Here is a 24,302-nt window from a genome sequence, read left to right as displayed (position 1 = left end):
AAAAATGCTGACTATATCTAAAATATCAAGCGAAGGTTCTGGCTATTACGGTAAGGACAACTACTACACCATGGGTGAAGAGGAAGCCGGGCAATGGTTTGGTAAAGGTGCACAGCAACTTGGTTTAGCAGGTGCAGTTGATAATGATAAATTTGATACTATGCTAAAGGGAAATTTTGGTAGCGGCATAGAGTTGGGTAGAACAGAAAAAGGAGAAAACATACATCATCCTGGCTGGGATCACACTTTTAGTGCACCAAAATCTGTTTCAATGTTGGCGTTAGTTGCTAAAGACGAAAGACTAGTTAAAGCACATGATAAAGCGGTTAATTATGCGCTACATTATATTGAAGACAAGTTGGCCGAGTCTAGATTTAGAGTTGGGCATGAAATTGAAAGTAGGAAAACTGGTAATATTATTGTAGCTAAATTTAGACATGATATATCACGAGCTAAAGACCCTCAATTGCATACACATTCCACTATATTAAACGCAACATTTGGAGGTAATGGACTATTACGCAGTTTAGATTCCCCAGTATTTTATGAGCATAAAATGTTAATGGGTGCAATGTACCAATCAATGTTATCTTCTTTGGTGCAAGAAATTGGTTATAAAGTTGAAATCCAGGACAATGGAACTTTCCATATAAGTGGCGTAAATAAAGAATTAATAGATCAAGCGTCAAAACGCCGTGCTGATATTGTTGAAATGCAAAAAGAGCAAGGCACCAGTGGTGCAATTGCCGCACAGTATGCCGCACTTGCGACACGCCCAGAAAAGGAAGCGTTGTCTTACCAGGAAAAGCAAGATCTTTGGCGTCATGATTTTGGCGACAAGGCCATTAACAAGATGGTTGTTTTTTCAAAAAAAGCAGTTAAACAATTACCCCTTACTCAAGAGCAAATTAAAGAACAAGAGTTGTACGCTATCAAGGCAGTTGATAGTGCAGTTAGGCATCTATCTGAAAATGAAGCAGTATTTAAAACAATTGATATTGCTAGAGAGGCAATCGTTACTTCCCTTGGTAAGGCTATGCCACATCAGATTAAACAAGCAATTGATGATAAAATTAAACGATCTGAATTGTTGCATGCCAAAGCAACAGAAATTAAGATTTTAAACAATAGTCCAAAAATTATTAATAAGCGTGCCTACACTACACCTGAGCTAATAGAGCAAGAAAAATTAACGCTTAAAATTATGAGGGAAGGTAGGTTGGCAATTAAACCCATTGCTGATAAAAATTTATCACTTAATCGAGGCGATATATTTACAAAAGGTCAAGCAGCCGCCGCAATAGAAATTTTAACAACTAAAGATAGATTTATCAATATTCAGGGTCTTGCTGGCACAGGCAAAACTTTTATGCTTAAGGAGATAAAGGAGCAAGCCGATAATCTCAACATTAAAGTGATAGGCATGGCACCGAGTAATGCCGCTGCTAACCTTTTAAAAGATGGTATAGGTATTGAGTCAAAAACTGTGCAAAAACACTTAATAGAAGGATTGCAGTATCTTAATAAAAACCCTACATCAAAAAAATCAGATCAAAAGCCTAAACAAAGAGAGTTGTGGTTAATCGATGAGTCAAGTTTCATCTCAACAAAACAAGCGCTCGCAATTACAAAGCTTGCCACAAAAGTGAATGCACAAGTTGTTAATTTAGGCGATAAAAAGCAACTTGCAGGTGTTGAAGCAGGCAAGCCATTTGCCATTAGTCAGCAGTCTAAATATGGCTTAAAAACTATTGAAATGAATGAAATTATCAGGCAAACAAATACCGAACTCAAACAAGCAATTTATAGTGCAACCTCAGGCGACATCAAGGGCTCTTTTGCAAAAATTAATAAAAATATTATACAAGTTCAAAATAAGGACGGAGTGGATGAACCAATTCTAAGGCGAGAAATTATGGCAAATACTTATCTTTCCATGGATGAAAAAGATCGAAACAATACATTGGTTATTAGTCCTGCCAACGAAGACAGATTTGATGTTAATAATCATATTAGAGAAGGGCTTAAGGAGGAAGGTAGCCTAGGTAAAAAATTCATTAAAACAACTAACCTGGTTAATAAAAATTTAACCAATGAGGCCAAAACTAAATCTTACAATTACTATGAAGGGCATATTGTTCGCTTTAATCGAAGTTATAAAAAATTAGGTATCGAAAAGAATGATTATCTTGAAGTTGCGAATATTAATAATGATAAAAATCAAATAACACTTATTGATAAACACAAAAAAACAATTGCTTGGAACCCCAAAGAAATTGCCAGTAAAAATGTAGAAGTTTATTTTGAGAATAAACGAGAACTACGAGAAGGCGAAGTTTTATTTTGGCGTCGAACTAAAAATACTGGGAATGACAAACGCAACACTAATGAAAAGATAAAGATTTTAAGTGTTAACAGATTTACTAAAAATGTTAAGTATGTTGATTTGTCCACAGGCGAATCACAATCAATGAATATTAAAGATTTTAAAAATAAGCATTGGGAGTACGCTTATTGTTTGACAGCCCACCAAGCACAAGGACAAACGAGTGAAAAAGTAATGATTAATTTAGAGTCCTGGAGAGGTAAATTGTCTAATCAACAAGCATTTTATGTTGAAATTTCAAGAGCTAAAGAAGAGGCGATTGTCTTTACAGATGATAAAGACAAAATACGGCGCCAACTCATAACTAAAACTGGCGAAAAAGAAAGCGCATTTGAACAAGTATCTGACAAGCGTTCTTCTCACCTTGAGGACATTTTGGCAAAACAGCGAGGTATGAAAACCAGCGATGAATTGTATCAAGAGAGACAGCAAGAGCTTCAAGCCAAAACAGAGAAATACATAAAATCTTTATCAGTAAATGCAATGAAAAACCTTGAGAAAGATTTTCGTCAAACTCTTTCCAAAACTATGCTGAAGGTTTTTGACAAAGCCGAAAACGGTAGCAAAATGAATGGAGTTTACAATGGTTTAATTATCCTTCATGCTCAAGAAACAAGAATTGAGCCACAAGAAAATAGACTTAAGGCGCAAGAGCAAACTCAAGATATAGTGCAAAAACAACCAAACCCAATAGAGGTAGAACGATGAGCAGAAAAAATGATATAAAGCAATGTGTAATGGCCAATTTCAACAAACTATCAAAGTTATTGTTTGCGGTGTTATTGTCATTTACATTAAACACTCAAGCAGGATGGATTGACGATTGGGCGGCATCATCAACTCGCTCTGGTCCTAATTATTTTGAAGGTCAAAAACGAGGATACTTTAATGCTGGCTCTTATCAGGCTCGATACAGGAATACTACGGAAAATGTATTTAGCCTTCAAAAGCCGAGACTTAAAAGTGGCTGTGGTGGTGTTGATTTATTTATGGGTGGTTTTAGTTTTATGGATCCAGAATATTTAATGCAAAAACTTCAGCGTGCGATGCAAGCCGCTCCTGCCATTGCATTTGATTTGGCTCTTAAAGAAATAATGCCAGAAGTTTCCGCTACTCTCGCCACATTTGAAGGGATTATCAATAAACTTAATTCATTGCAACTCAGTGAATGTGGTATTGCCAAAGGTGTTGCGAATGCAATGATGGGTGATTTCGATTTGGCATCAAGTGGATTTAATGAAGTGACTAGTTTGTTTGATTCCGAAGCATCAATAAATAACTCTTCAAGTAAAAATACCGTTAACTCTCAAGAGTTGCAAAAAAATAATGACAACAAGCCAACGCAAGAGCAAAAAGAAGGCGTTGAAGGTTGCTCAACAGAGTTTAAGAATGTATTTGCAAAAGACGGCTCTGTTTTAGAGCATATTGCAGAAAATAGGGGAATGGAGGCGTACGCTGGTTTTATGCGTGCTTATCTCGGTGATGTGATTATTAAATATACTGATAAGCAATATACAAATAAACGCATCAATAAATGCCCAGATGTTAATGTTGTTGATGTTGAGGGTATTATTGATGGAAACGCACAAATACGCCCGATTGTTGGTGACTGTGCTAATAGTGGCGATAAATCATTAGAGTTAATTGTTGAAGAAAACCTAACCGCAATTACCAATAAAATTAAAAATCGTATAGCATTTAATGCAATAGAGGAAAACTTTTTAAACAGTGTTCCATTTGATAATCTTAATACAATAAAACAACATATCGCCAGAGGTAGCGAAAACTATTACATCAATCAATTCAAAAACTTGATTGCCCGTGAAATGGCATTTGCCATGGTTGACGACATTGTTGATAAAATTGCCGAATTGCAAGAAGTGGCCAAAATACAAGCAGAAACTGCGAATACAGGTGCAAGTGCTGCAACTTGTAATATTGCACTTGTTGCACCAATTATTAAAAGCGTATCAGACCTTGGTAAAAAGGCAAGAGAAATGCAAAAAGCCGTTAGACTAAAGCGCAAAGAGATTCGCGAAGCGATTGTTAATTACAATCGCATTAAAGACATCATTAAGCAAACCCCAGCCAATCGGTAACTATTATGCGATTATTTTTCAAACTACTCATTACCTTAATTGTTTTAAATATTTCATTTGAAGTTTTGGCAATCGATATGGATTATTATGCACCCAACGGATTGCCAACCATTAGTGATACATTTACCCGTCTTGCGTTAATTTTTTCTGATGGCGATTATGTTTTTGCATTTCCTATTATCGGTGCGCTTTCGATGATTTTTGTTGTTATCAATGGTTATTTAGTCAAACCGTTGACTTCAGGTGGAAAAACTGACAATCCTATTAATATATTTGCGCCTTTAGCAATTGGTTCAGTCATTTGGTTTGCAGGCTTTGTGCCGACAGCAACAATGCACATTTACGACCCAGTAAAAAACGAAACACAGAGTGTTGCAGGCATCCCTCAAGCAATCGTGTTAATTGCAGGGCTAACTAACATATTAGAACGCAATATGATTGAAATTACTGAAACTGGCACAGCCTATCCATATTCAGAGACCGCAGGTGGTATTAATTTAGAATTATTTGTTAACGCACAATTCAATTCTTACAATAATCGAAAAAAGTTTTTAATTCGAGATATTCAAGCGTATTACGAAGATTGTGGCAAAGTTAATTTAGTATTACCAGGTAATCAAACATTTGAAGACATGATGAGTAACACACCAGAACTCTACAGCCTAATATCAGAATGGAAGCACCCTTCTTTATTTGTTAATCTTTACAATGGTTCAGCAGGAAAAACTAATATGAGTTGCACTGATGCTTGGAACAATGTAATCCAACCAGGATTAAATGTTACTGTGTTTGATAAAGATGTTGCCAATATTTGTGCTAAATCTGGATTTGACCCACTTAAAGCAGTACAACTGCAACAATGCAAAAACAGACTGGGTGAGTTAAAAAAAATCCACAAATTACCTGCTACTACAGCCAACAATTATTTGCGTGATTCTTTTATTGCCAGCACTATTCTCAAAAAAATTAATTTAGACGACCCTATCGAGGCACAACAAACTTTAATGCGCAGACAACTTTCTCTACAAGGTTTGGGTGCACTCAACACATCTGAAGACACAATGCCAAATATTAAAGCAGTAATGACATCAATTGTCCTTGGGATTATTCCATTTCTAATGTTGTTTTTGCTTACCCCTCTCTGGTCAAAAGCCTTAAAGTTTATGGCAGGCTCGCTATTATGGATTACCACATGGGGCATTATGATGGCGGTAATGCACACTGCTACCATGGATCAATCGATGACAATATTAAGTGATATTGCCGCAAACAAAATGGGACTTGACGCTTTTATGTTGGCACAAACCGACGGCGTTAAAGCCTTTATGCTTTTTGGAAAAATGCAGTCTAATTCACTAATGATGGCAACTGCAATTGCTATTGCCGTTTATGGATTTGGCTCATACGCCATGACAGGAATCGCTCAAGGGCAAGCACAAAGTATACAACATATAGGTGAATCTGCTGCACAACAAGCACTCACGCCAGAAGGTAGATTAGGGCTTCGTAGTTCACTTGCTGGCGGTGTTGCAAGCGATTCAAGTGTGCAATATAACAGCCTTTCCAGTGGTGGCGGCGGATTTAGCGACACAGGTTCGTATCCATTGATACAAAGTTCTTTAGGTCGTTCAGCCGAAGGTGTTGCAAGTGGTTTAAATACCAATATTAGTTCACATGCAACAAAGGGTGAGAGTAGCGAAGGTTCCATTACAGGTCAATCACAAGCAATAAAAGACATTGCAAGCAATAGCAATACAAGTGTTTTCGAACAGTCGGCCCAAACTGCCCAAACTAATACATTGACAGCGCAAGCCAATGCAGAAGCCACTGAAATAACTCAAAACAAAGTGGGATCTAATAATCAAGCAGATGGTGCAAAAATAATAGCTGAACAAGGGCAAGGATATGCTCAAGGGCAAATAGAGAAATCACAATTTATTGCCAAAATGACAGGACAAGATGGCAGTAATCCTGAAACTATCCGTAATATCAGTGAAAATATGGCACTTAACAATGGTGCCTACGCAATGACAGGCCAAGAAATTAAAGATAGCGATATAATGGATAAACTTAGCAGGGCGCAACAGCGTCACCTTGATTCAGGTATTAATTATAGCGTTACCCCAACTTTTGATGAAAAAGGTAGTCTTAATGATAATGTCGGTATTGTTGCTGGTGTTAATATTAGAGAAGATAATAATATAACTCAAACAGAAGACAATATTCAGTCTGCAGTAACTAGAGTTGATACCAGTAGCCACTTTGACGGTGCAACCATGCTTAGCGCTATGCAAAATGGATTTAAAGATGAAAACTACCGAACCATAGAAGAGCGCTTTAATAAGGCTAAAAATGTTGGCAACGACCCAGCAGACGACAATAAAGCGGCAAGATTTAATTTGCTTAAGGATACTTTGTATGGTTTTGCTGATGTTACCAATAGAGAAGAGACAAGTGATGGCAGTAGGTGGTCTAATCAAACTGGTATAAAAGCCGGTTTTGGTGGCAACATTCCATTTACTAAAATTGGCGGCGAAGTTTACTCTAACTCAGCACATGATGCCTCTACAGGCTCAACCGAAAGTCACTCAATTGACGCTACTTGGGGAAAAATCAATGAGATTTATGAGCAATCAAACACAGCCCATGAGTTTTTAGCCGAAACAAATAAATTTCATAATTCTCAACGAGAAACAATGGAGAACATGAATAAAGAAGGGGATTTGTCTCAAGATAATCCAATCAATCAAGAGCAAAAACAACAACAATCAGGAGGGCTTGAGCAATCTGCAACAGAAGACGAGCAAAGAATTAAGGATTATTTGGCAACTAGAAGTGGGGGCTGAAATTAATGTTTTCGAATAGAGCCGTATGAACCTACCCCATAAAGAAGGCCATCATTAAAACTTTTATTTTCTATCGCTTGTCTTTGCCGCTCTTTATTAGTCAAGTATTGGCAAGAATAGGTGTTGCGAAACATGGTAAATGCTCCTACAAAAAACATCATTGCACCTAGGATAGTCACTGTATCAGAGATATGATTAATATCACTATACGCAGCCATTCCGCCACCAATAACAACAAGCAAGCCACCAAACACCTTGAAAGTTGTTTGATTTTTTTGCTGCCACTGCATATTTTCAGTTGGCTTAATCGCTTGAATTTGAGGGTAAGAAGTTGTATTGATAGCGTTCATACTTTAATTATAGCGGAATTTAATATAAATAAACAGCAAAACCAAGTAATTTTAATACCCAAGGGGTAAATTATGAAGAACTCAAATAATAACATGTAAATAGAAAAAATCAAAACAAGGTAAATTCAATCAATAAGTGCAACACTTCCATTGTAGAATTAAAACGGTGGTTGAACTGACTCCAGCCCCCATTTTGTTATAATACAAGGAATCTTATTGTAACTTCATGGCACAAATGACTCTTAAAATTTTAGTAACAATATTTGCACTTGCTCTTACTGCTTGTGGCGGAGGTGGGGGCGGTGGCTCATCAAGTGGTGACAACCCAACAAAAAGTAGTTTAAGTATTGGCGTATCTGGTGTTGATGAAAATAATAAATTTTATTTTTTTAAAGGGCAAAGTGATGAAATATATTTGTCTAATAACTCCGCAAAAGAAACCACTTATAAGATTATTGATGCACCGTTTGGCGTTGAGATGGGTTCGGATAAAATAAATATTGCAAGTAATGCCAATGTGGACAATACCCAATTAAAAGTGCAAGCATCAAATGATACTGAATTTGGTGAAACAACAATTAACTTAAGGGGCTTAGAGCCAATTGTATTGATAGATGAAGTAACAACAGGTGATGCTGAGTTATTTACTGATAAATACAATCTAGTGCAAATTAATATTCCTGAGATTAACAATGTGCCAGCAGGCACAAGGATTAAATATATTGGTGCAAAAAAAGATGATGATTTATGGATTTTTCAAGCTTTAATTGATGAGAATGTTGATGTAGATTCTATAGAAATCAACTTATTGGCTGATAGTGAAAAATTTAATACAATTTATGGACAACAATCAGGCGCTAGTCAAAATTCTATTAGATCTTTAAATGCGACTTCAGACCAACTTAAAGCGACCGCTTATTATAGTAGCCCAGATGATAGCTTGTGCGAAAAGAAATCAAATATTGCTAAATATAATTGGGGTAGCACAAAAGGACGCTTTATAAGAAATCATTATAGAGTCGATGATTTATCAGGTTTTAATATGGTTGCATCTAAAAGAATAAGCTCCTTGATTTGTGCCAATAAGCCTGAACCTATTAGTGCTAAATTGGAAAATAGAATTCCCATTGTTTTTATTCATGGATATGCCGTACTTGCTCAACTTGGGGGAGGGTATGGAACTTGGGGTGAGTTTATTAAATATGCCAGCAATTGGAAGTTCAACAACAAGTCTAGCATTGTCTTTGACTTTCATTGGAAAACTAATGCTAAATTTCAAACAGTATCTAATGAATTAAGCAAATACATAAATAAGATTAAAAATATAACAGGGGAAAGAGTTCACATCATCGCCCATTCTTTTGGAGGGGTATTAGCAAGAACATATTTACAAAATTTGTCTGGTAATAACGTTTCCGTTCCTGTTGCATCTTTAACCACTATTGGAACACCTCATTCTGGTATTGGAAAAAGTGGTGGTTACGATTCTGCATTTGATCCAATTATCCCCACAAACGCTGAAAATGGATTGTTTCAATGTAAACAAATTAGTTGTTATCAAATGGGGGATGATTTTGATGATTCTGATGATTTTAATTTATTTTATAAATTCAAAGAAAAAATCGGGCTAAATGAGGTGGTTCTAGAAATGGATAAAAAAGAATTTTTACCTATATCAGGTTTGATAAAAAGCACCCCAGTACAGGTTTTAATAGGAATTAGAAAAAGACTAGGGGGGCTTTTATGGGGCTCTGGTGATGCCCTTATTTCATATGATGGGCAAAGATTTAAGCCAAATGATGTTACTGGATTGTGGGATAAATATGGAACAACCTTTAGAAATTCTATTAAAGTAGTGAACAATACTCTTGTAAAGGAAGATTTTATAGATACTGAAAATGGGTATATACATGTAGGTGGGCTTCAATATATATTGTCATTAGCCTCAAGTATTTCAGAAGTAAAGATTGAAAATGAATTACATCCTAGTGTCGTTAAATCAAAACAATGGATAGAAAATAATTTACTTGACCCGATTGAAACTCATAATATCGCTTATAAAATCAATGTTATTGATCCATATGGAAATCCATATAGTGGCAAATTCAAAGTAACATCTAAAGATGAAAATATCCTTACCATGGAAAGCAATGCAATAAATGGAGTTGCTACAATCCATGTTTCCTATACAGGGAAAGCACTAAGGCGGACCGAATTCAATATAGAGCCAACAAATAGTTTACTATATAGCAATAATCCAAGAATAGTAGTGTTTGAACCTGAAAGTTATATGGATGTTGTTAATACTGGAAAAACAATAGATTTGAGGAATGATTTCTATGACGAGTCGAATGATACAAAAACTGGAAAGATAAAACTTAATTCAGCTACTCAAATAGATAGCTCAAATTTCACTATTAACGGAGAAAACTTATCGGGCGATATAAGTGTTTGTGTTGTTAAATATAATGGTTATTGCCAAGATGTAGAAATATTAAGCAAAAATGACACTAGCATGAGGGCTAGATTTGATTCTTTAGGTGGTGTTAGGAAGGTATTTATTGAAAAGAAAAATTCGCTTGGTGTCAACATTGACAAAGATAATCTTGGCGTTAATTTTGTAAAAACACAAGACAGTAGTCTATCAATATCTGCTCTCACGCCAGACAAAATCAACGCTTCTAGCTATTCACAAAAAATCACTATTAGCGGCGCTGGATTTTCCCGAGATACAGTGGTTTATGCACAAGAAGGCAACAATAGTTATAAACTTCGTTCATCACATTTTATTGATGAAAACACCATAGACTTTAGACTTAGAACTGGGCTTAATACTCAGTCACCTTGGAATATTTGGGTAGAAACACCAACAAAATCAACTTATCAAAATAATAAGTTGGCATTAATCGTTAATACCAATGTTAATAATATTTGCACAGCAAATGAGTCTGATTATCAAAGTTGTCCAATTAGTCATGGCATTGGAACAAAGCATAGGGTTTGTGCTGATAATGGTAATTCTTGGGGTTCGTACAGTAGCTGCTCGGTAAGTAGTTGTAATAGCGAATATCATGTGTCTGACAATAGTTGTGTAGCTGATGTTATTATTCCAGTGCTCAATAGACCGTCTGGATTGACACCAGGAACCGATAACAACAATCCCGATGAACTAGATACAACAAATATCACTTTACGCTGGTCAGCAGTTAATAATGCAAGTAAATATAAACTTAGTGTATTTGATTTGAATACTAGGCGTTATATATTGGAAGATGAATATGTAGTAGGTATTAGTTATAATGCCAGTAGTTTTCTTGATTTTGGACATCAATATTTTTGGAGTTTACACGCTTGTAAAAGCAATAATGAATGTAGTAGCAGAACTCGGGTTTATTTTAATATTGCTGGTGAAGTCATAACGCCTGATGTTCCTACTGGGTTAACACCTGGATCAATCTCCAATAGCAATCCTGAAGAAGTAAGTGGAACAACGCAGGTAATGCGGTGGAATGTTGCTAATAACGCCAGTTGGTATAAAATTCAGATTGCCAAGGAAGGGCATATAATTGCCGATGAAACAATCAATACTAATAGTTATACGGTCAACAATTTAGAGCCGGGTAGAAAATATTGGTGGCATGTTGAGGCATGCAATAACGATGCTTGTGCTGATTCTACTGGGAAAAACTTCATAATAGAGGGAAGTGCTCAAATTTGCACACCAAATTCTAAAGAAAATCGTTCATGTGGTATATCTCATGGACAAGGATCTAAATATAAAACTTGTTCACTCAATGGGCAATCTTGGAGTGGTTATAGTAACTGTGCTGTAACGAGTTGTAATAATGGATACTATTTATTAAATAATAATTGTGTGACAGATGTTATTCCAGTGCCCGATAGACCGTCAGGATTAACACCAGGAGCCGATTACAACAATCCCGATGAACTGGATACAACAAATATTATTTTGCACTGGTCAACAACAAATAATGCGAGCAAATACAAGCTCAGTATATTTGATTTAAATACTAGACGCTACATGTTAGAAAATAAATACATAACAAGCACAAGCTATAATGCTAGTAACTTAATGACTTATGGGCATAAATACTTTTGGAGTTTACACGCTTGTAAAAGCAACAATGAATGCAGTAGCAGGAGGCGAGTCTATTTTAATGTTACTGGTGAGATAATAGTACCTGATAAACCTACTGGATTAACACCTGGATCAACCTCCAGTAGCAATCCTGAAGAAGTAAGTGGAACAACGCAGGTAATGCGGTGGAATGTTGCTAATAACGCCAGTTGGTATAAAATTCAGATTGCCAAGGAAGGGCATATAATTGCCGATGAAACAATCAATACTAATAGTTATACGGTCAACAATTTAGAGCCGGGTAGAAAATATTGGTGGTATGTTGAGGCATGCAATAACGATGCTTGTGCTGACTCTACTGGGAAAAACTTCATGATAGAGGGGAGTGCTCAAATTTGCACACCAAATTCTAAAGAAAATCGTTCATGTAGCATATCCCATGGACAAGGATCTAAATATAAAACTTGTTCACTCAATGGGCAATCTTGGAGTGGTTATAGTAACTGTGCTGTAACGAGTTGTGACAATGGATACCAAGAATCTAACAATCGTTGTGTTGGCGCCATTAGTATTACACCATCAAACACTTGCTCTTCTGCCCCAACCATGAAAGTTGATACTAATTATCAAATAAATATAAATACCAGTGACTATACATTTGGCTCTCCAATAGAACAACATAGTTATTTAAGTGGCGATGTAAGAGGCTTTTGGCTAAAGGTGGAAATACCAATTGGATATGATGCAAGAAATGTTAACATATCCAATGTTAATGATGACTTCGATCCAGTAATAGGATTAAGATCAAACTGTAATTATGAATATTATGGCTACGCTGATGACAATGCAGGTGGTGGCGATGAAACATTTAATACTAGGTTAACAGGTGCAGAGGAAGGTAATAATGGAATTTATCATATTAGAATATATCATTATAATGGAAATGAATCGCCACAAGCTATATTTAATATAGATGTCACCCAATAGTAATCTTCAAAGTTACCAGAGGTTTTTGGTAGTGTAGAAATTGTTGGAGTTTTATAATAGTTAGAGCATTAAAAATAACTTATTTATATGGGTAAATATTTTTTACATCATCTCATTTTCAGCAGTAGACGAATTCAAGTTCAAATCTGAATTTTTGACTTGCAAAAATCTGTTGGGAAATTTGGAGAAGATTGATAAAGATAAATAAAAATTTAGAATTTTTAATAGTTGTCTTTCATTAAAATTTTAGCAACAGTGTCATAATTCGGGCAAACTCACTATTATAAATAGAGGAATAGTTCAGCCTCATTTTGTTATCTATTCGCCAATCCATAGCATCACATTCTTCTAAACTATCTGGAAAATTATCGGTTTCTTTTGAGTAGTTCAAATTATCTGGAAATGATTGAGTGTTGATATATGCATTAAATGAATCTGATTTAACAGGCGTCCACATTTGACTATCTTTATGAATAATCAAACAACATGGTTCTTTAGACAAACTGATGACTTTTCTGGTCGCTGCCTCCAAAGATACATCGCACATATTTTTTATCTCCTGTATCAATCTCCAAGATAAATCATTTCTATGGATTTCCTTTTCAATAAGCTTTGATGGCATTAAGAGTGATGAGGCAAATATATTGGCTTCTTTTTCATATTCAGAATTGTTGCCACTGTTGTATGTAATGTCATTGTCACTACATTGAAATTTAGACTGTTTGCCCGTAAAGATATGGAGAATAGTGTGACCTAGTTCATGTGCTTTAGTAAATCTTCTGCGATGATGATTATCAATATTTTTGTTAATTAATATTTTGACATTTTCTTCGCTACCAAAAGAAGCGCCATTGAAATTAGGGGCCAACATGTTTGCTTCTGTTATATCAATATTGCCAATTTTTTGACATACTTCTTCTACAGACACAGGCACCTTTAACAATCCCAAATCTTCTAAAAGATTTTCCGCCTCTGCTTTAGCTTTAAGTAAATTAATTTCCATTATTTTTTATCTTTTAAACTTTTAATTAAGTTTTTAATGATTTTTTGATCTGCTTCACCTAAATCATTTAACTCACTATATTTTCTAAAAAATATTTGAGCCTTATTATTAGTATTTTTTGATACTTTCTCACCAGTCAATTCTGACACTGTCATGTTAAATGCTTCGCTAATTTTCTTAGTCACGACAAGAGATGGAAGGCGTTGTCCACTTTCAATCATACTGATAGCAGATGAGGTAACACCAGCTCTCTTGGCTAGTTCAGACTGACTCAATTTAGATATTTCTCTTAAATTTTTAATTTTATTTGCTATTTCATTTGATTTTTTCATTTTAATCACTATTGTTATAAAAAATATTTCACAAAAGTTTGTATTTTTGTTTATAATATCACAGTTGTTAATTTTAACTGATATTTTTTAGTTAAAATTGATTTTTATGTAACTAACATGAGGAGTAAATATGTCAGAATTTAAGATTTACAGAGGTAAGGATAAAGGGGAGCAGTGTTGGCGATGGAGGTTGGTGGATTCTAACCATAAAAACATTGCTATGAGTGAAGAGTCATTTGTAAAAAGTAGTGTAAAAAGGTCGATAAAAACTATTAAAGACAAAGTGAATCTTAGTACTCCAGTGTTTTTAGATGAAAGTAATGAAGATACTGATAAAGGCTATAGATTTGAGTATTTTCAAAGTGAGAAAAATAGTGAATGGTGCTGGAGATTAAAGGCTGGTAATCATGAGTTTATGGCTATTGGTGGTGAAGGGTTTTCATCTAAACAAAGCATTTTAAAAAGCATAGAAAATGTTAGGGTAGAAATGGGCAGGGCAAAGATTATATTTGAAAATCCAGAGGATGATCCAGTGTGCGAAGCTAGAAACCAAGATGATACAAAGGAAAATCCATCTATCCCTCCAGGTTCATAATTTTAGCAATATGGATAATAATTTAAAAGACTTGTTGAAAAAAAATGTAATTCATTATACATTAGTCCCATCTGTTCTTGTTGCGAATGATTCTGGTGAAATCATTGCACTGGAAGACTATTATCCAAATAATAACGATGGAGAATTAAATTTATCTATAGCCTTATCTATTGGCTCAAATGGATTGAACCACAAATGTTGGATTTCCACTAAGATTGATAATACTACTGATAGTAGTAAACCAAAATACCATTCATCGTATAATGAATTTGAGCATAACGGAGTAACTTATCACCCATATTCAATAAATACAAGTTTATATAGTGTATTAGATATTTTAAATTTATGCGATGGGCTTTATAGATTTGTCAAAGAAGAAAATCATACAAGATGACTAATGATCTAACCACAAGTACTAACCTTGCTATTGGTGATGATTTATTAACTAAGATTCAAAATAATAAATTTAGCATCGTTGGTTGCGGGGGCGTGGGTTCACTCTTTGCAGAAATGCTCGTTAGAACTGGAGCAAACAATATCTCATTAATAGACAGTGATTGTATTGAGCGTAAAAATCTTAACAGAACTCCTTTTTTAGTTTGTGATGTTGGTAAATATAAAGTTGAAATATTAGAAAAACGACTAAAAGCTATCAATAGCACAATTAATATTAAAACTATTCCCAGAAATTTTGGCACTTATATAGATGGCGATAATGATAGACAAGAAGTTAGAGATTTAGTGGTAGATTCTGACATAACTATTATTGCTATTGATAGCAACGATATGAGGGTAGAGTGTGAACAATTGTTAAATGATGTGAACAATCAGTATTTGGTTGTAGGTGTAGAAATTAATGAAAATATTTCTAGGTTTGTTTGTGGCTGGATGACCAAAACTCCAAATTTTGAGAAAGATTTAAAAGGATATGGTGAAAATAATGGCTCTTACATGCCTATAGTTTCGGAGGCTGTATCTGTTGGATTTCACTTGATGATGCATCATATGAAAGACGGAGATTTTAAAAAAGAAAATTATATAGAAAGGAAATATGTTAATTATTTCCCTGTCGATAACAGCCAAGAGCAATAAACTTTAGTACTTTTTGATAAGTTTCCATATCCATAACTATCATAAATTTTGCCATTATAAAGCACAGTGTAGTGCCCAGGTATAAGCAGTATATAAACTCCTTTTTTTCTTGAGTAATCCGAAAATCTTAAATTGCTCTGACTATTGTCAGCATAAATAAAATTATCAAAAATATTTAAATATCTTAAGGCCACATTAAATTCATTATGTTTAACTCCAGAACTAGGCCATTGATCACAGCAATTATAAAAAGCATCACTAATATCGTCATAGGATAATTTTGGTTTCACTCTAGATAATGCAGTCAATGCGCAACTGTTACCAAGTTTTCTTAACTCAACAGTTGCATCTGTTGACAGACAGCTTAAATCTTTTTTGTTACTAAAATCAAGCAGTAATTTGAATTTTTGCCAAAAAAAACTGACAAAACTGAATATTTTTTTCATTTTTATTTAACCAATTTCATCGTAATTTAGCATTAATCCTGTTTACTTTAAGAGTGATAAGGCGCTAAGTAATCTTAAATTCACACCATAAAAGTGCAGGTCAAGGAGGCATGTTAGCCACTCTTTAATCCGACAAGAAAAAGGAGCGAAACATGCAAAAATATACATAATTGACCTGCAAATAAAGATACCATATTTACTTACGGAATAAACAAGAATGCAATCAAACTTTTATCGACAAATCAATAGACAAGAGTAAGTCAACTATTTCTAGAGAATTATCTCGTAATTTTGGAAAAATAGGCTGTCGTCAAAAGCAAGCCCACGAAAGGTATAAAGAGAAAAATAAAGCCATAAAGATCACTGTTGAAGTTAAGCACTATATTGGCAATAAACTAAAATAGCATTGGAATTCTAAACAAATTGTAGGGTATTTAGAATTAGATAAAAAAATTAAAATCAGCACTAAAACCATCTGCCATTTTGTCTTGTAAAACAAGGCGGAAAATGGGGCGCAAGACCTTCGTATAAATCTGAATAATCATCAAAAATTCACTTTTCACCCACTTGACAAAAATTGAATTTTGTTAATCATCCATATTTATGCAAAGACTTCTATATTATGTAATGTGCAAACTAATAAATAAGAAGTTGTCTACAATTGTTAATACCTACGATTCGCTAAGAACTAATAGCAAAGAGGGTGTAACCACATATCTGATAATATCAAAGATTGGATTGATAAGGCTATACAGATACTAAGGCACATAATTAATGCTAACAAAAATTCCAGTTGGCAGCCAAAAGCAGTGTTTTTTTAAGCGCTGTTAACTGCACAAATTATAGGCACCCAAAATAGTTGAAATGAGGGATAATAATCATAGATATACTTACCAATCATTTGAGATGAAATTTTGAATCAACAAGTACTTTTTGAGTTAAAAAATGATATTACTTGCCTTCAAAGGGATTTTCTTCGATCTAAATCTATGAAGGTTAGAAAAAGTTTGGGACAATTTTTTACTGGATCAGTTGTCTCTAACTATATGGCGTCACTATTAAGTAATCCTAAAAGTGAAACTATCCGTATTTTGGATGCTGGAGCTGGAACTGGTATTTTGACGGCTTCTACAGCCTTATATTTTTTAGATACAGGTTGTAAAACTGTTCACGCAGTGCTATATGAACTAGACAGTGACGCCCTCATTAATCTTGAAGAGACTCTAAAGATTGTAAGAGATGCATTCAAGTTACAACAGGCAACCTTTACTTATGATATCTATTGTGAAGATTTCGTACTTACTAGACCTGATAAAGATAAAAGTATTCAGTCCTTTGATGTATCTGTGATCAATCCGCCTTATTTTAAATACAGCGCCAAAGAGTCTCCATATGCAAAGGCAACAGCGGATCTATATAAAGGCGACCCAAATATATATGCATCATTTATGGCAGTAGCGCTAGCTTGTTTGAGGGATAAGGGACAGATGGTAACGATTACCCCCCGTAGTTTTGCAAATGGACTTTATTTCAAGGGTTTTCGCGCTTATTTACTAAGTAAATTATCTTTAGAATTGGTTCATATTTTTAAGCATAGGGGTAAAGTGTTTAACTCTGAGGAATCATCAGTACTTCAAGAAAATATTATTTGTTATTTTGTAAAGGGCGGTGTATCCAATACCATTACCGTTCGTTCAAGTTATTGCGATTTGCAAATTAATAGCGCTAAAGAAGGAAAGCATCCTGTGGATTTGATTATCGATAGTTCAAATGATCAAAAATTTATTCGTATTCCTGAATCAGATAATGAAGCAAATATCTTAAACCAAGCTGAAAGTCTGGAAACTACATTTGAAAAGGCAGGGTATTTTATTTCAACTGGGCGTGTAGTTGAGCATCGTACTAGAGGATATATAACAACAAACACCGACACAGAAAATACAGTTCCACTTTACCGCCCTCACAATATAACACCATTAACTGCTACATGGACAGGTGAGCATAAAAAAGAAGTATCCTTTATACTTAAGGGGGGGTATGCTAAACATATAATTGAAAATAATACTTATTTGTTACTAAAACGCTTTTCACCAAAAGACGAAAAACGCAGATTGATTGCAGGTGTTCATCTTGCAAATAAACATACCTGCAAATTAATTGGCTTTGGTAATAAAACTAATTATATTGGCGTTACAAATGATAAGTTATCAGCAACTGAGGCTTATGGTCTTGCAGCAGTATTTAATTCGTCATTTATGGATAAATATTTCAGGTGTATTTCAGGGAATACACAAGTAAATGCAACTGAAATTAGGACAATGAAATTTCCTGGGCGTGATCAAGTGAAGGAAATGGGTAAGCAGGTTCAAAAGTTAAAGACCTTTGATACAACTAAAATTGATTTGATCGTGAATCAGATTCTTGGCGTGATAAGTTCAAGTATAAGAGGTGAAAATTGAAATTCACTACTCAACAAAAAGAAAAACTCCGAGATGCAAAAATATTATTGACAGCTTTGGGTCTGCCAAAGGCTCAATGTAATAATAGGTCTGCATGGGTTTTTCTAGCATTGGCCAATATAAAGCCTTCAAGCGATTGGTCGTCTGCAACAGCACCACTTTTACCAACAGTAAGCATAATGGAATTTATCCGTAATAATTATAGTATGGATTATAAGCCTAATAGCCGTGAAACCATTAGGCGACAAACACTTCACCAGTTTGAGCAAGCTCGTATTGTAGATCGAAACCGTGACGATCCAACGCGAGCAACGAACAGCAAGCACAATAATTATTCATTGAATAAATTGATATTGAATATTCTGAAAACCTATCCAAATGCAGAGTGGGAAGCCAAAATAAGAGAATATAAAAATGCTGTCCCAGAATTAATAGCTCAATATGAACGAGTACTTAATAAGCATAAAATCCCCATTACATTGCCAAATGGTGAAATGATCAAATTATCACCGGGTAAACACAATCAACTTCACGCAGATATCATTCATGAATTTTGCGCTCGTTTTGTTGGAGCAAGCGGCCGATTGCTTTATATTGGCGATACTGCAAGCAGTCGAAAAGAGGGTGGAAAGTTAATGCGATTGGAATCTGAATATTTAGAATCATTAGGTGTGTCACCAATGTCTCATGATAAATTACCTGATATTGTGGTATATGATAAAGACCGTAAGTGGTTGCTTTTGATTGAAGCCGTTACAAGTCACGGTCCAGTTTCATCTAAGCGCCGGATTGAACTTGAAGAGGCTTTTGCAGGCTGTAAAGTTGGTTGCGTGTATGTGACAGCATTCCCAGACCGTACAGAATTTAGAAAAAATGCAGCGGATATCGCATGGGAAACAGAGGTTTGGATTGCTGACAATCCAGATCATATGATTCATTTTAATGGTGATAGGTTTTTAGGCCCCCATAAATGAAAAAGCAAGGGAATCTGTAGTATTTATAAATAAAACACATGTTGAATTAGAAAATTATTATGGAATAAAAAATTTTCAGAAAATTTTAGTTTTTCTCAAAAAGTACATGCACTTCTAATGGAATATTGAAAACTTCTTTTTCAAAAGAGGGTTTCATGGAAATTTTTGTGTTAGCAATAAAGGTATTTTTCCAGTTTTAGAGGCTTCAAGGAAGAATGTTATACTTGCTAGCAATCTGCACTAAGTTTGTTCATTTTGTAATAGTTCAAGCACGAGTTTAGTCTTGAATATAGATGCATATTTGATTCATTTTTTACTCCGATTTTTTGTTTATTTTAATGGGTTTGAAATAAGAAAAATTAAATTGTTGTCTGAAATTATTGGGGTTTTATAATATAATCCAAACCATTGATTAAATTTTAAATATTATGTATCTCAAAAACATTGGAATAAAAAATATAGGGCCTATAGAAAAGCTATCTGTAGATTTGCCTTTTAATGGAAACAACACGCCTAAGCCAATCATTTTTGTTGGAGAAAATGGAGCTGGTAAGACTATTTTGCAATCAACGATAGCTGATGCTTTATATGAAATAGGGGGTAAGTTATTTGAAGATATTCAAAAATCATCACAAGGGGGAGGGTATGAATATTTTAAAGTATTGGGTGGGGTAAATTTAAAAACGGGGTGCAATACTGGCTTTTCTATTTTGAAATTGCAAGATGAAAATGGTAAAAGTATAGAATATGTTGACAAAATAGGGGTGGCTACTGAAGGCGATTTTAAAGAATTTATAAAAGATTTTTCAATACTTCCGAGTAGTGAAAATGATAATGAAAAGAAAGTAAGTGAAATAGAGGATCGTAGGGATGCTCTACAGCAAGAGTGGTTAAGTGGTGTACATTTTTACCAGCCAGCATATAGATATGAAGAACCTTTTTGGAAAGGAAAATCTTTTTATAACGATATTCTATTTAACGAGGAAATAAGATATAACAATAAATTAGGTAAGGAAATCGAGATTATTTCATCAACTAGAGACAACAAATCTTTCTTGCTTGATTTGGTTCTAGATTTTTTTGTACATAATCAAATGAAATCGCAGTCTGGTGAGTTTATCAATAAAATGCTTTGGGATAGCGTTAACTCTATTCTTAAAAAAATTTTAAAAAATGAACAATGTAGACTTGCAATAGGTACAAGAGGTGGCTATAGGGTTTCCATAATGGAAAACTTAGAAGATGGCAATGAAAAACAAATATTGCCAAGCATAGATAACTTGTCTCTTGGGGAGTCAATTTTACTAAATTTGTTTATAAATATTATTAGAAATAGCGAAAATACAGCCATATTAACATCGGAAATGAGAGGAATAGTGGCGATTGATGAAATTGATGTGCATTTACACTCAAATTTACAAAATTCCGTATTGCCTGAGTTGATCTCAATGTTCCCTAAAGTGCAGTTTATTATAACAACGCATTCACCTTTGTTTGTCTTAGGTATGAAAAATAAATTCGGAGAAGATGGGTTTGAAATAATAGATATGCCATCTGGAAAAGTTATTACCTCAGAGAGGTTTTCTGAGTTTGATAAGGCCTATTCTATATTAAAAGAAACTGAAAGATTTGAAAAAGAAATAAATAAAAGTATAGAAAAATCAAGAAAATCTATTCTTTTTGTTGAAGGTGATTTCGATATAAGGTATATAGAAAAATCTGCAGAATTATTAAAGAAAAAAGATGTGTTAAATCACATAGAAATGTATGATACCAATGGTTTTGGAGGGTTAGATAAAATATGGAAAAATTATAATTCAAAATTATCTGAGATAGTGCCACAAAATATATTACTACTCTATGATTGCGACACAAATAAATCAAAAGGAAAAAAAGGGAAGGTTGTCAAGCATATTATCCCCACTACTGACAATACTATTTCTATTGGAATTGAAAATTTATTTACCAATGAAACTATAAAAAAAGCAAAAAAACATAAATCGGCTTTTATCGATATTACACCAAAGGTGGAAAAAACTGTAAGAGGTAAAAAAATTATCGAACCAGAAAAATGGGAAATAAATAAAGATGAAAAAGGTAATTTGTGTGATTGGATTTGTAAAAATGGAACAAAAGAAGACTTTGTAAACTTTGAAAGTATATTTGAGATTATAGATAGAGAGTTGGTAAATAGAGGATCCCAATAAATGGTGTTTTTTATTTCGCAATATTTTCTTGTAAAGCAAATACAAAAACGCCTATTTACCAACAAATGTAGTGCTTTTAAGAAGTCGTGATTAAGGGCTATACAGTTGTTTGTGATTACGGGGTGCCATTTTCTCTAAATTTAATTACCTATTCATTTCTATTATTTTATTATCATTAAAATGGCATTGTAAATTAAAATATCTTGAGTGATTCCCTCTTGTTCTATCAAAAATATTTTCATTTCCTCAAGTCTCTTTTTATTAATTGCAAACGATCGCTTTTCAGCCCCTGCTTTTATTTTTTGGAATTTAATGCTTTTATTTTTCATAACCTTTGCTAAATGTGTATCCAGCAAAGTTGAGATTTTAGTTTCAGTAACGATAGACTTTATTTTTAATTTCTTCATCTCCCCGTCGGTAAGGTAGGAAATTCTCACTGCCTTTTCCCTCATTTTTTCCGCAATATCTTTACTTTTGGAGGTGGGTTTTTTGACACTTAACATTGTAGTAGCTCCTCTTTAATGCTATTGATTTCATCTTGTGCTTTTTTATCTTGAGTGTGAAAAACGGTTTTTCCATTTGATATTGAATCTGGGTAGGAGACTCGATTCATTACTTTGGTTTGAAAGGCTGGTAATCCATATTCGAGTAGAACTTCACTTACTTCGTCTGCTAACTTTGTATTATTAATTGCTTGAGAAACTATAAATGCCGCTTGCAATTTCACACCTATTTCTTGGCGTTGTTTAATAATTTCCACCAAATCACTACTTGCCCATAAATCCAGCGATGATGGTTTGACTGGAATTAATATCATATCAGCACATTTAACAGCTGCTGCCATGTGTGCAGATAGTTGTGGCGCACCATCAACAATAATAAAATCATAGCCACTTGTTACAGCTTTAATATCATTTGCTAAAGAAGCACGATCTAACCCCACAACTGGCACCACAGCGCCTTCTGTTTCATTGTTCCAATCTCTTGCCGAGCCTTGCGGGTCTGAGTCAACAATTAATACCTTGTGCCCATCTTGTTTTAAAGAATAGGCTAGGTTAATTGCAAGAGTTGTTTTACCTACACCACCTTTTTGATTGAGAATTGCGATTGTCTTCATGTTTATTTATCCTTATTGAGTGCCACTATTATACAATAATATTTTAATATAAGTATTATTGTATTAAAATATTATCACCCTTAATCTTGACAAGTTAAGACCCCTGCATAGCACCCTAAAACCAACCATCAAAACCCAAAACCCTCAATTTTTGACTTTTCAAAGTCAAAAAACATATAAAACCCAGCTTTCATTAAAAAAATCATCAATATCAACTATAAATCGCTCATTTTTTACTCTTTCCACAAAAAAGACACAATAATCCCTAGGCTGTATTTAATCCCTTGTTAATATAAACATTCGCCGCTCTAACTAGATTATAAGCAATAGCTTTAAGATTAACTTCGCTGGCAACTTTCTCTAAACCAATATAACGACTTCTTGCCAAACCATAAGTGCGTTTGAGCGTACCAAAGGTGCGTTCAACCACAAACCTTCTTTTGCTGATTGCTTTATTGCGTAATTTATGCCAATGACTCATTTGCTTGCCTTTGGGTTTTTTGCGCATAATACCATCTCTTAACTTTTGTGCTTTAAGTGCTTCACTATTAGCTTGAGAGGCTGCTCCTTTGTCGTATAAAACTCTTACGCCTTTTTGATTGCCTGCCTGTTTAACATTTTCTTCAAAATGAGTCATTTCACTATCATTAGCAGGGTGCGTAGTGGCTTTGTTAATTAATCCATTGGCATCAGTTGTTACTACTGATGAATATCCATAAGTGTATTTTCCCGCCTTAAATGTCCATCTTGCATCTTTATCATCTGAATATTGAATTGGGTTACTATCAATCTCATAAACCTCACCAGTTTTGTGTGTTGTAATAATCTTCTTAGTGCGTCTAGCACTTTGAATTAAGGTTGCATCCATGGCAACATGTTTGCCATTAGAGAGTTTGAGTTGATTATTCTCAAGCATAAGATTGATGCTACTCAAAAGTCTATCAAATAGATTTTGTTTGATTAGTTTGGTTCTAAATCTGCCAATGGTTGTAGCATCAGGTTTGTTGCCACTTAGGCTAAAGTTGCAAAAGTTAATAAAGACTAAATCTCTACTAAGACTATCAGCCAACTTCTCATCAGAGAGATTGTGCCATGTGCCTATTAATAGCGCTTTAAACAGACTAACAGCAGAATAGTCAACTTTAATATGAGACAGATCTTTGGCTATAACTTCCCAATCGATAACTTTGTTAATGATGTCTAGTTGGGAGTTTGGTATGTTGATAAAACTATCAGCAAAGGTTTGTTCTTGAGTGGTTTTAACTCGCATTTTTTTGTAAGTGTCTGATAATTATAGTATTTTATCATAA

The 24,302-nt window shown here is 34.3% G+C and carries 17 protein-coding genes; 10 read left to right on the top strand and 7 right to left on the bottom strand.

Annotation, left to right across the window (positions count from 1 at the left end):
* Positions 1 to 4: 4 nt before the first annotated feature.
* From mobF to MS2017_RS06790, 3 genes are read left to right on the top strand one after another with little or no spacing between them, the layout of a single operon-like run.
* On the top strand, positions 5 to 3,094 hold the full coding sequence (mobF, locus tag MS2017_RS06800; protein WP_122951719.1) for a MobF family relaxase: 3,090 nt from the start codon (positions 5 to 7) through the stop codon (positions 3,092 to 3,094).
* Complete coding sequence (locus MS2017_RS06795; RefSeq protein WP_122951718.1) at positions 3,091 to 4,485, top strand: conjugal transfer protein TraH; 1,395 nt, start codon at positions 3,091 to 3,093, stop codon at positions 4,483 to 4,485. Before mobF ends, MS2017_RS06795 begins: the two co-directional genes overlap by 4 nt.
* Positions 4,486 to 4,490: 5 nt before the next feature.
* Positions 4,491 to 7,331, top strand: a complete 2,841-nt coding sequence (locus MS2017_RS06790; RefSeq protein WP_122951717.1) for a conjugal transfer protein TraG N-terminal domain-containing protein — start codon at positions 4,491 to 4,493, stop codon at positions 7,329 to 7,331.
* 2 nt (positions 7,332 to 7,333) lie between these two features.
* Here the strand turns inward: MS2017_RS06790 and MS2017_RS06785 are convergent, their stop codons facing one another.
* Positions 7,334 to 7,681, bottom strand: coding sequence for a hypothetical protein (locus MS2017_RS06785; protein WP_122951716.1), 348 nt, complete (start codon positions 7,679 to 7,681; stop codon positions 7,334 to 7,336).
* A 235-nt stretch (positions 7,682 to 7,916) separates the two neighbouring features.
* Here MS2017_RS06785 and MS2017_RS06780 point away from each other — a divergent pair, with 235 nt between their 5' ends.
* Positions 7,917 to 12,767 carry a fibronectin type III domain-containing protein gene (locus tag MS2017_RS06780; RefSeq protein WP_164707648.1) on the top strand — a complete coding sequence of 1,617 codons (4,851 nt, stop codon included), beginning with the start codon at positions 7,917 to 7,919 and terminating at the stop codon, positions 12,765 to 12,767.
* Positions 12,768 to 13,005: 238 nt separating this feature from the next.
* Here MS2017_RS06780 and MS2017_RS06775 read toward each other — a convergent pair whose 3' ends face one another.
* Entirely contained in the window at positions 13,006 to 13,770 is a 765-nt protein-coding gene (locus MS2017_RS06775) for an ImmA/IrrE family metallo-endopeptidase (protein ID WP_122951714.1), read from the bottom strand.
* On the bottom strand, positions 13,770 to 14,102 hold the full coding sequence (locus tag MS2017_RS06770; protein WP_122951713.1) for a helix-turn-helix domain-containing protein: 333 nt from the start codon (positions 14,100 to 14,102) through the stop codon (positions 13,770 to 13,772). Before MS2017_RS06770 ends, MS2017_RS06775 begins: the two co-directional genes overlap by 1 nt.
* A gap of 130 nt (positions 14,103 to 14,232) precedes the next feature.
* On the opposite strand from MS2017_RS06770, the gene MS2017_RS06765 reads away from it, so the two are divergent.
* Genes MS2017_RS06765 through MS2017_RS06755 form a run of 3 tightly spaced genes read left to right on the top strand, consistent with a single transcriptional unit; the run spans position 14,233 to position 15,789 of the window.
* Positions 14,233 to 14,697, top strand: coding sequence for a YegP family protein (locus MS2017_RS06765; RefSeq protein ID WP_241156916.1), 465 nt, complete (start codon positions 14,233 to 14,235; stop codon positions 14,695 to 14,697).
* 10 nt (positions 14,698 to 14,707) lie between these two features.
* Positions 14,708 to 15,091: a hypothetical protein gene (locus tag MS2017_RS06760; protein ID WP_122951712.1), complete on the top strand. Its 384-nt coding sequence runs from the start codon at positions 14,708 to 14,710 to the stop codon at positions 15,089 to 15,091.
* A complete protein-coding gene (locus tag MS2017_RS06755; protein ID WP_122951711.1) occupies positions 15,088 to 15,789 on the top strand; it encodes a ThiF family adenylyltransferase in 702 nt (233 codons plus the stop codon). Before MS2017_RS06760 ends, MS2017_RS06755 begins: the two co-directional genes overlap by 4 nt.
* Here MS2017_RS06755 and MS2017_RS06750 read toward each other — a convergent pair.
* Positions 15,756 to 16,235: a hypothetical protein gene (locus tag MS2017_RS06750; RefSeq protein WP_122951710.1), complete on the bottom strand. Its 480-nt coding sequence runs from the start codon at positions 16,233 to 16,235 to the stop codon at positions 15,756 to 15,758. The two genes, MS2017_RS06755 and MS2017_RS06750, sit on opposite strands and share 34 nt — an antisense overlap.
* A gap of 914 nt (positions 16,236 to 17,149) precedes the next feature.
* Here MS2017_RS06750 and MS2017_RS06745 point away from each other — a divergent pair.
* From MS2017_RS06745 to MS2017_RS06735, 3 genes are all read left to right on the top strand, one after another.
* Entirely contained in the window at positions 17,150 to 18,694 is a 1,545-nt protein-coding gene (locus MS2017_RS06745) for an Eco57I restriction-modification methylase domain-containing protein (RefSeq protein WP_071564076.1), read from the top strand.
* Positions 18,691 to 19,668 carry a BsuBI/PstI family type II restriction endonuclease gene (locus MS2017_RS06740; RefSeq protein ID WP_122951709.1) on the top strand — a complete coding sequence of 326 codons (978 nt, stop codon included), beginning with the start codon at positions 18,691 to 18,693 and terminating at the stop codon, positions 19,666 to 19,668. Before MS2017_RS06745 ends, MS2017_RS06740 begins: the two co-directional genes overlap by 4 nt.
* Before the next feature lie 428 nt (positions 19,669 to 20,096).
* Complete coding sequence (locus MS2017_RS06735; protein WP_122951708.1) at positions 20,097 to 21,875, top strand: AAA family ATPase; 1,779 nt, start codon at positions 20,097 to 20,099, stop codon at positions 21,873 to 21,875.
* A 161-nt stretch (positions 21,876 to 22,036) separates the two neighbouring features.
* Here the strand turns inward: MS2017_RS06735 and MS2017_RS06730 are convergent, their stop codons facing one another.
* The 3 genes from MS2017_RS06730 to MS2017_RS06720 form a co-directional block, all read right to left on the bottom strand.
* Complete coding sequence (locus MS2017_RS06730; RefSeq protein WP_122951707.1) at positions 22,037 to 22,378, bottom strand: hypothetical protein; 342 nt, start codon at positions 22,376 to 22,378, stop codon at positions 22,037 to 22,039.
* Positions 22,372 to 22,992, bottom strand: coding sequence for a ParA family partition ATPase (gene parA, locus MS2017_RS06725; RefSeq protein WP_122951706.1), 621 nt, complete (start codon positions 22,990 to 22,992; stop codon positions 22,372 to 22,374). Before parA ends, MS2017_RS06730 begins: the two co-directional genes overlap by 7 nt.
* A 265-nt stretch (positions 22,993 to 23,257) precedes the next feature.
* Positions 23,258 to 24,262, bottom strand: a complete 1,005-nt coding sequence (locus tag MS2017_RS06720) for an IS5 family transposase (protein WP_122951107.1) — start codon at positions 24,260 to 24,262, stop codon at positions 23,258 to 23,260.
* Positions 24,263 to 24,302 lie beyond the last annotated feature (40 nt).

Origin of the sequence: Bathymodiolus thermophilus thioautotrophic gill symbiont (assembly GCF_003711265.1) — a bacterium.
Lineage (GTDB): Bacteria > Pseudomonadota > Gammaproteobacteria > PS1 > Pseudothioglobaceae > Thiodubiliella.
Note: the sequence above shows the minus strand (reverse complement) of the source record. Positions and strands in the feature narration are given on the sequence as shown.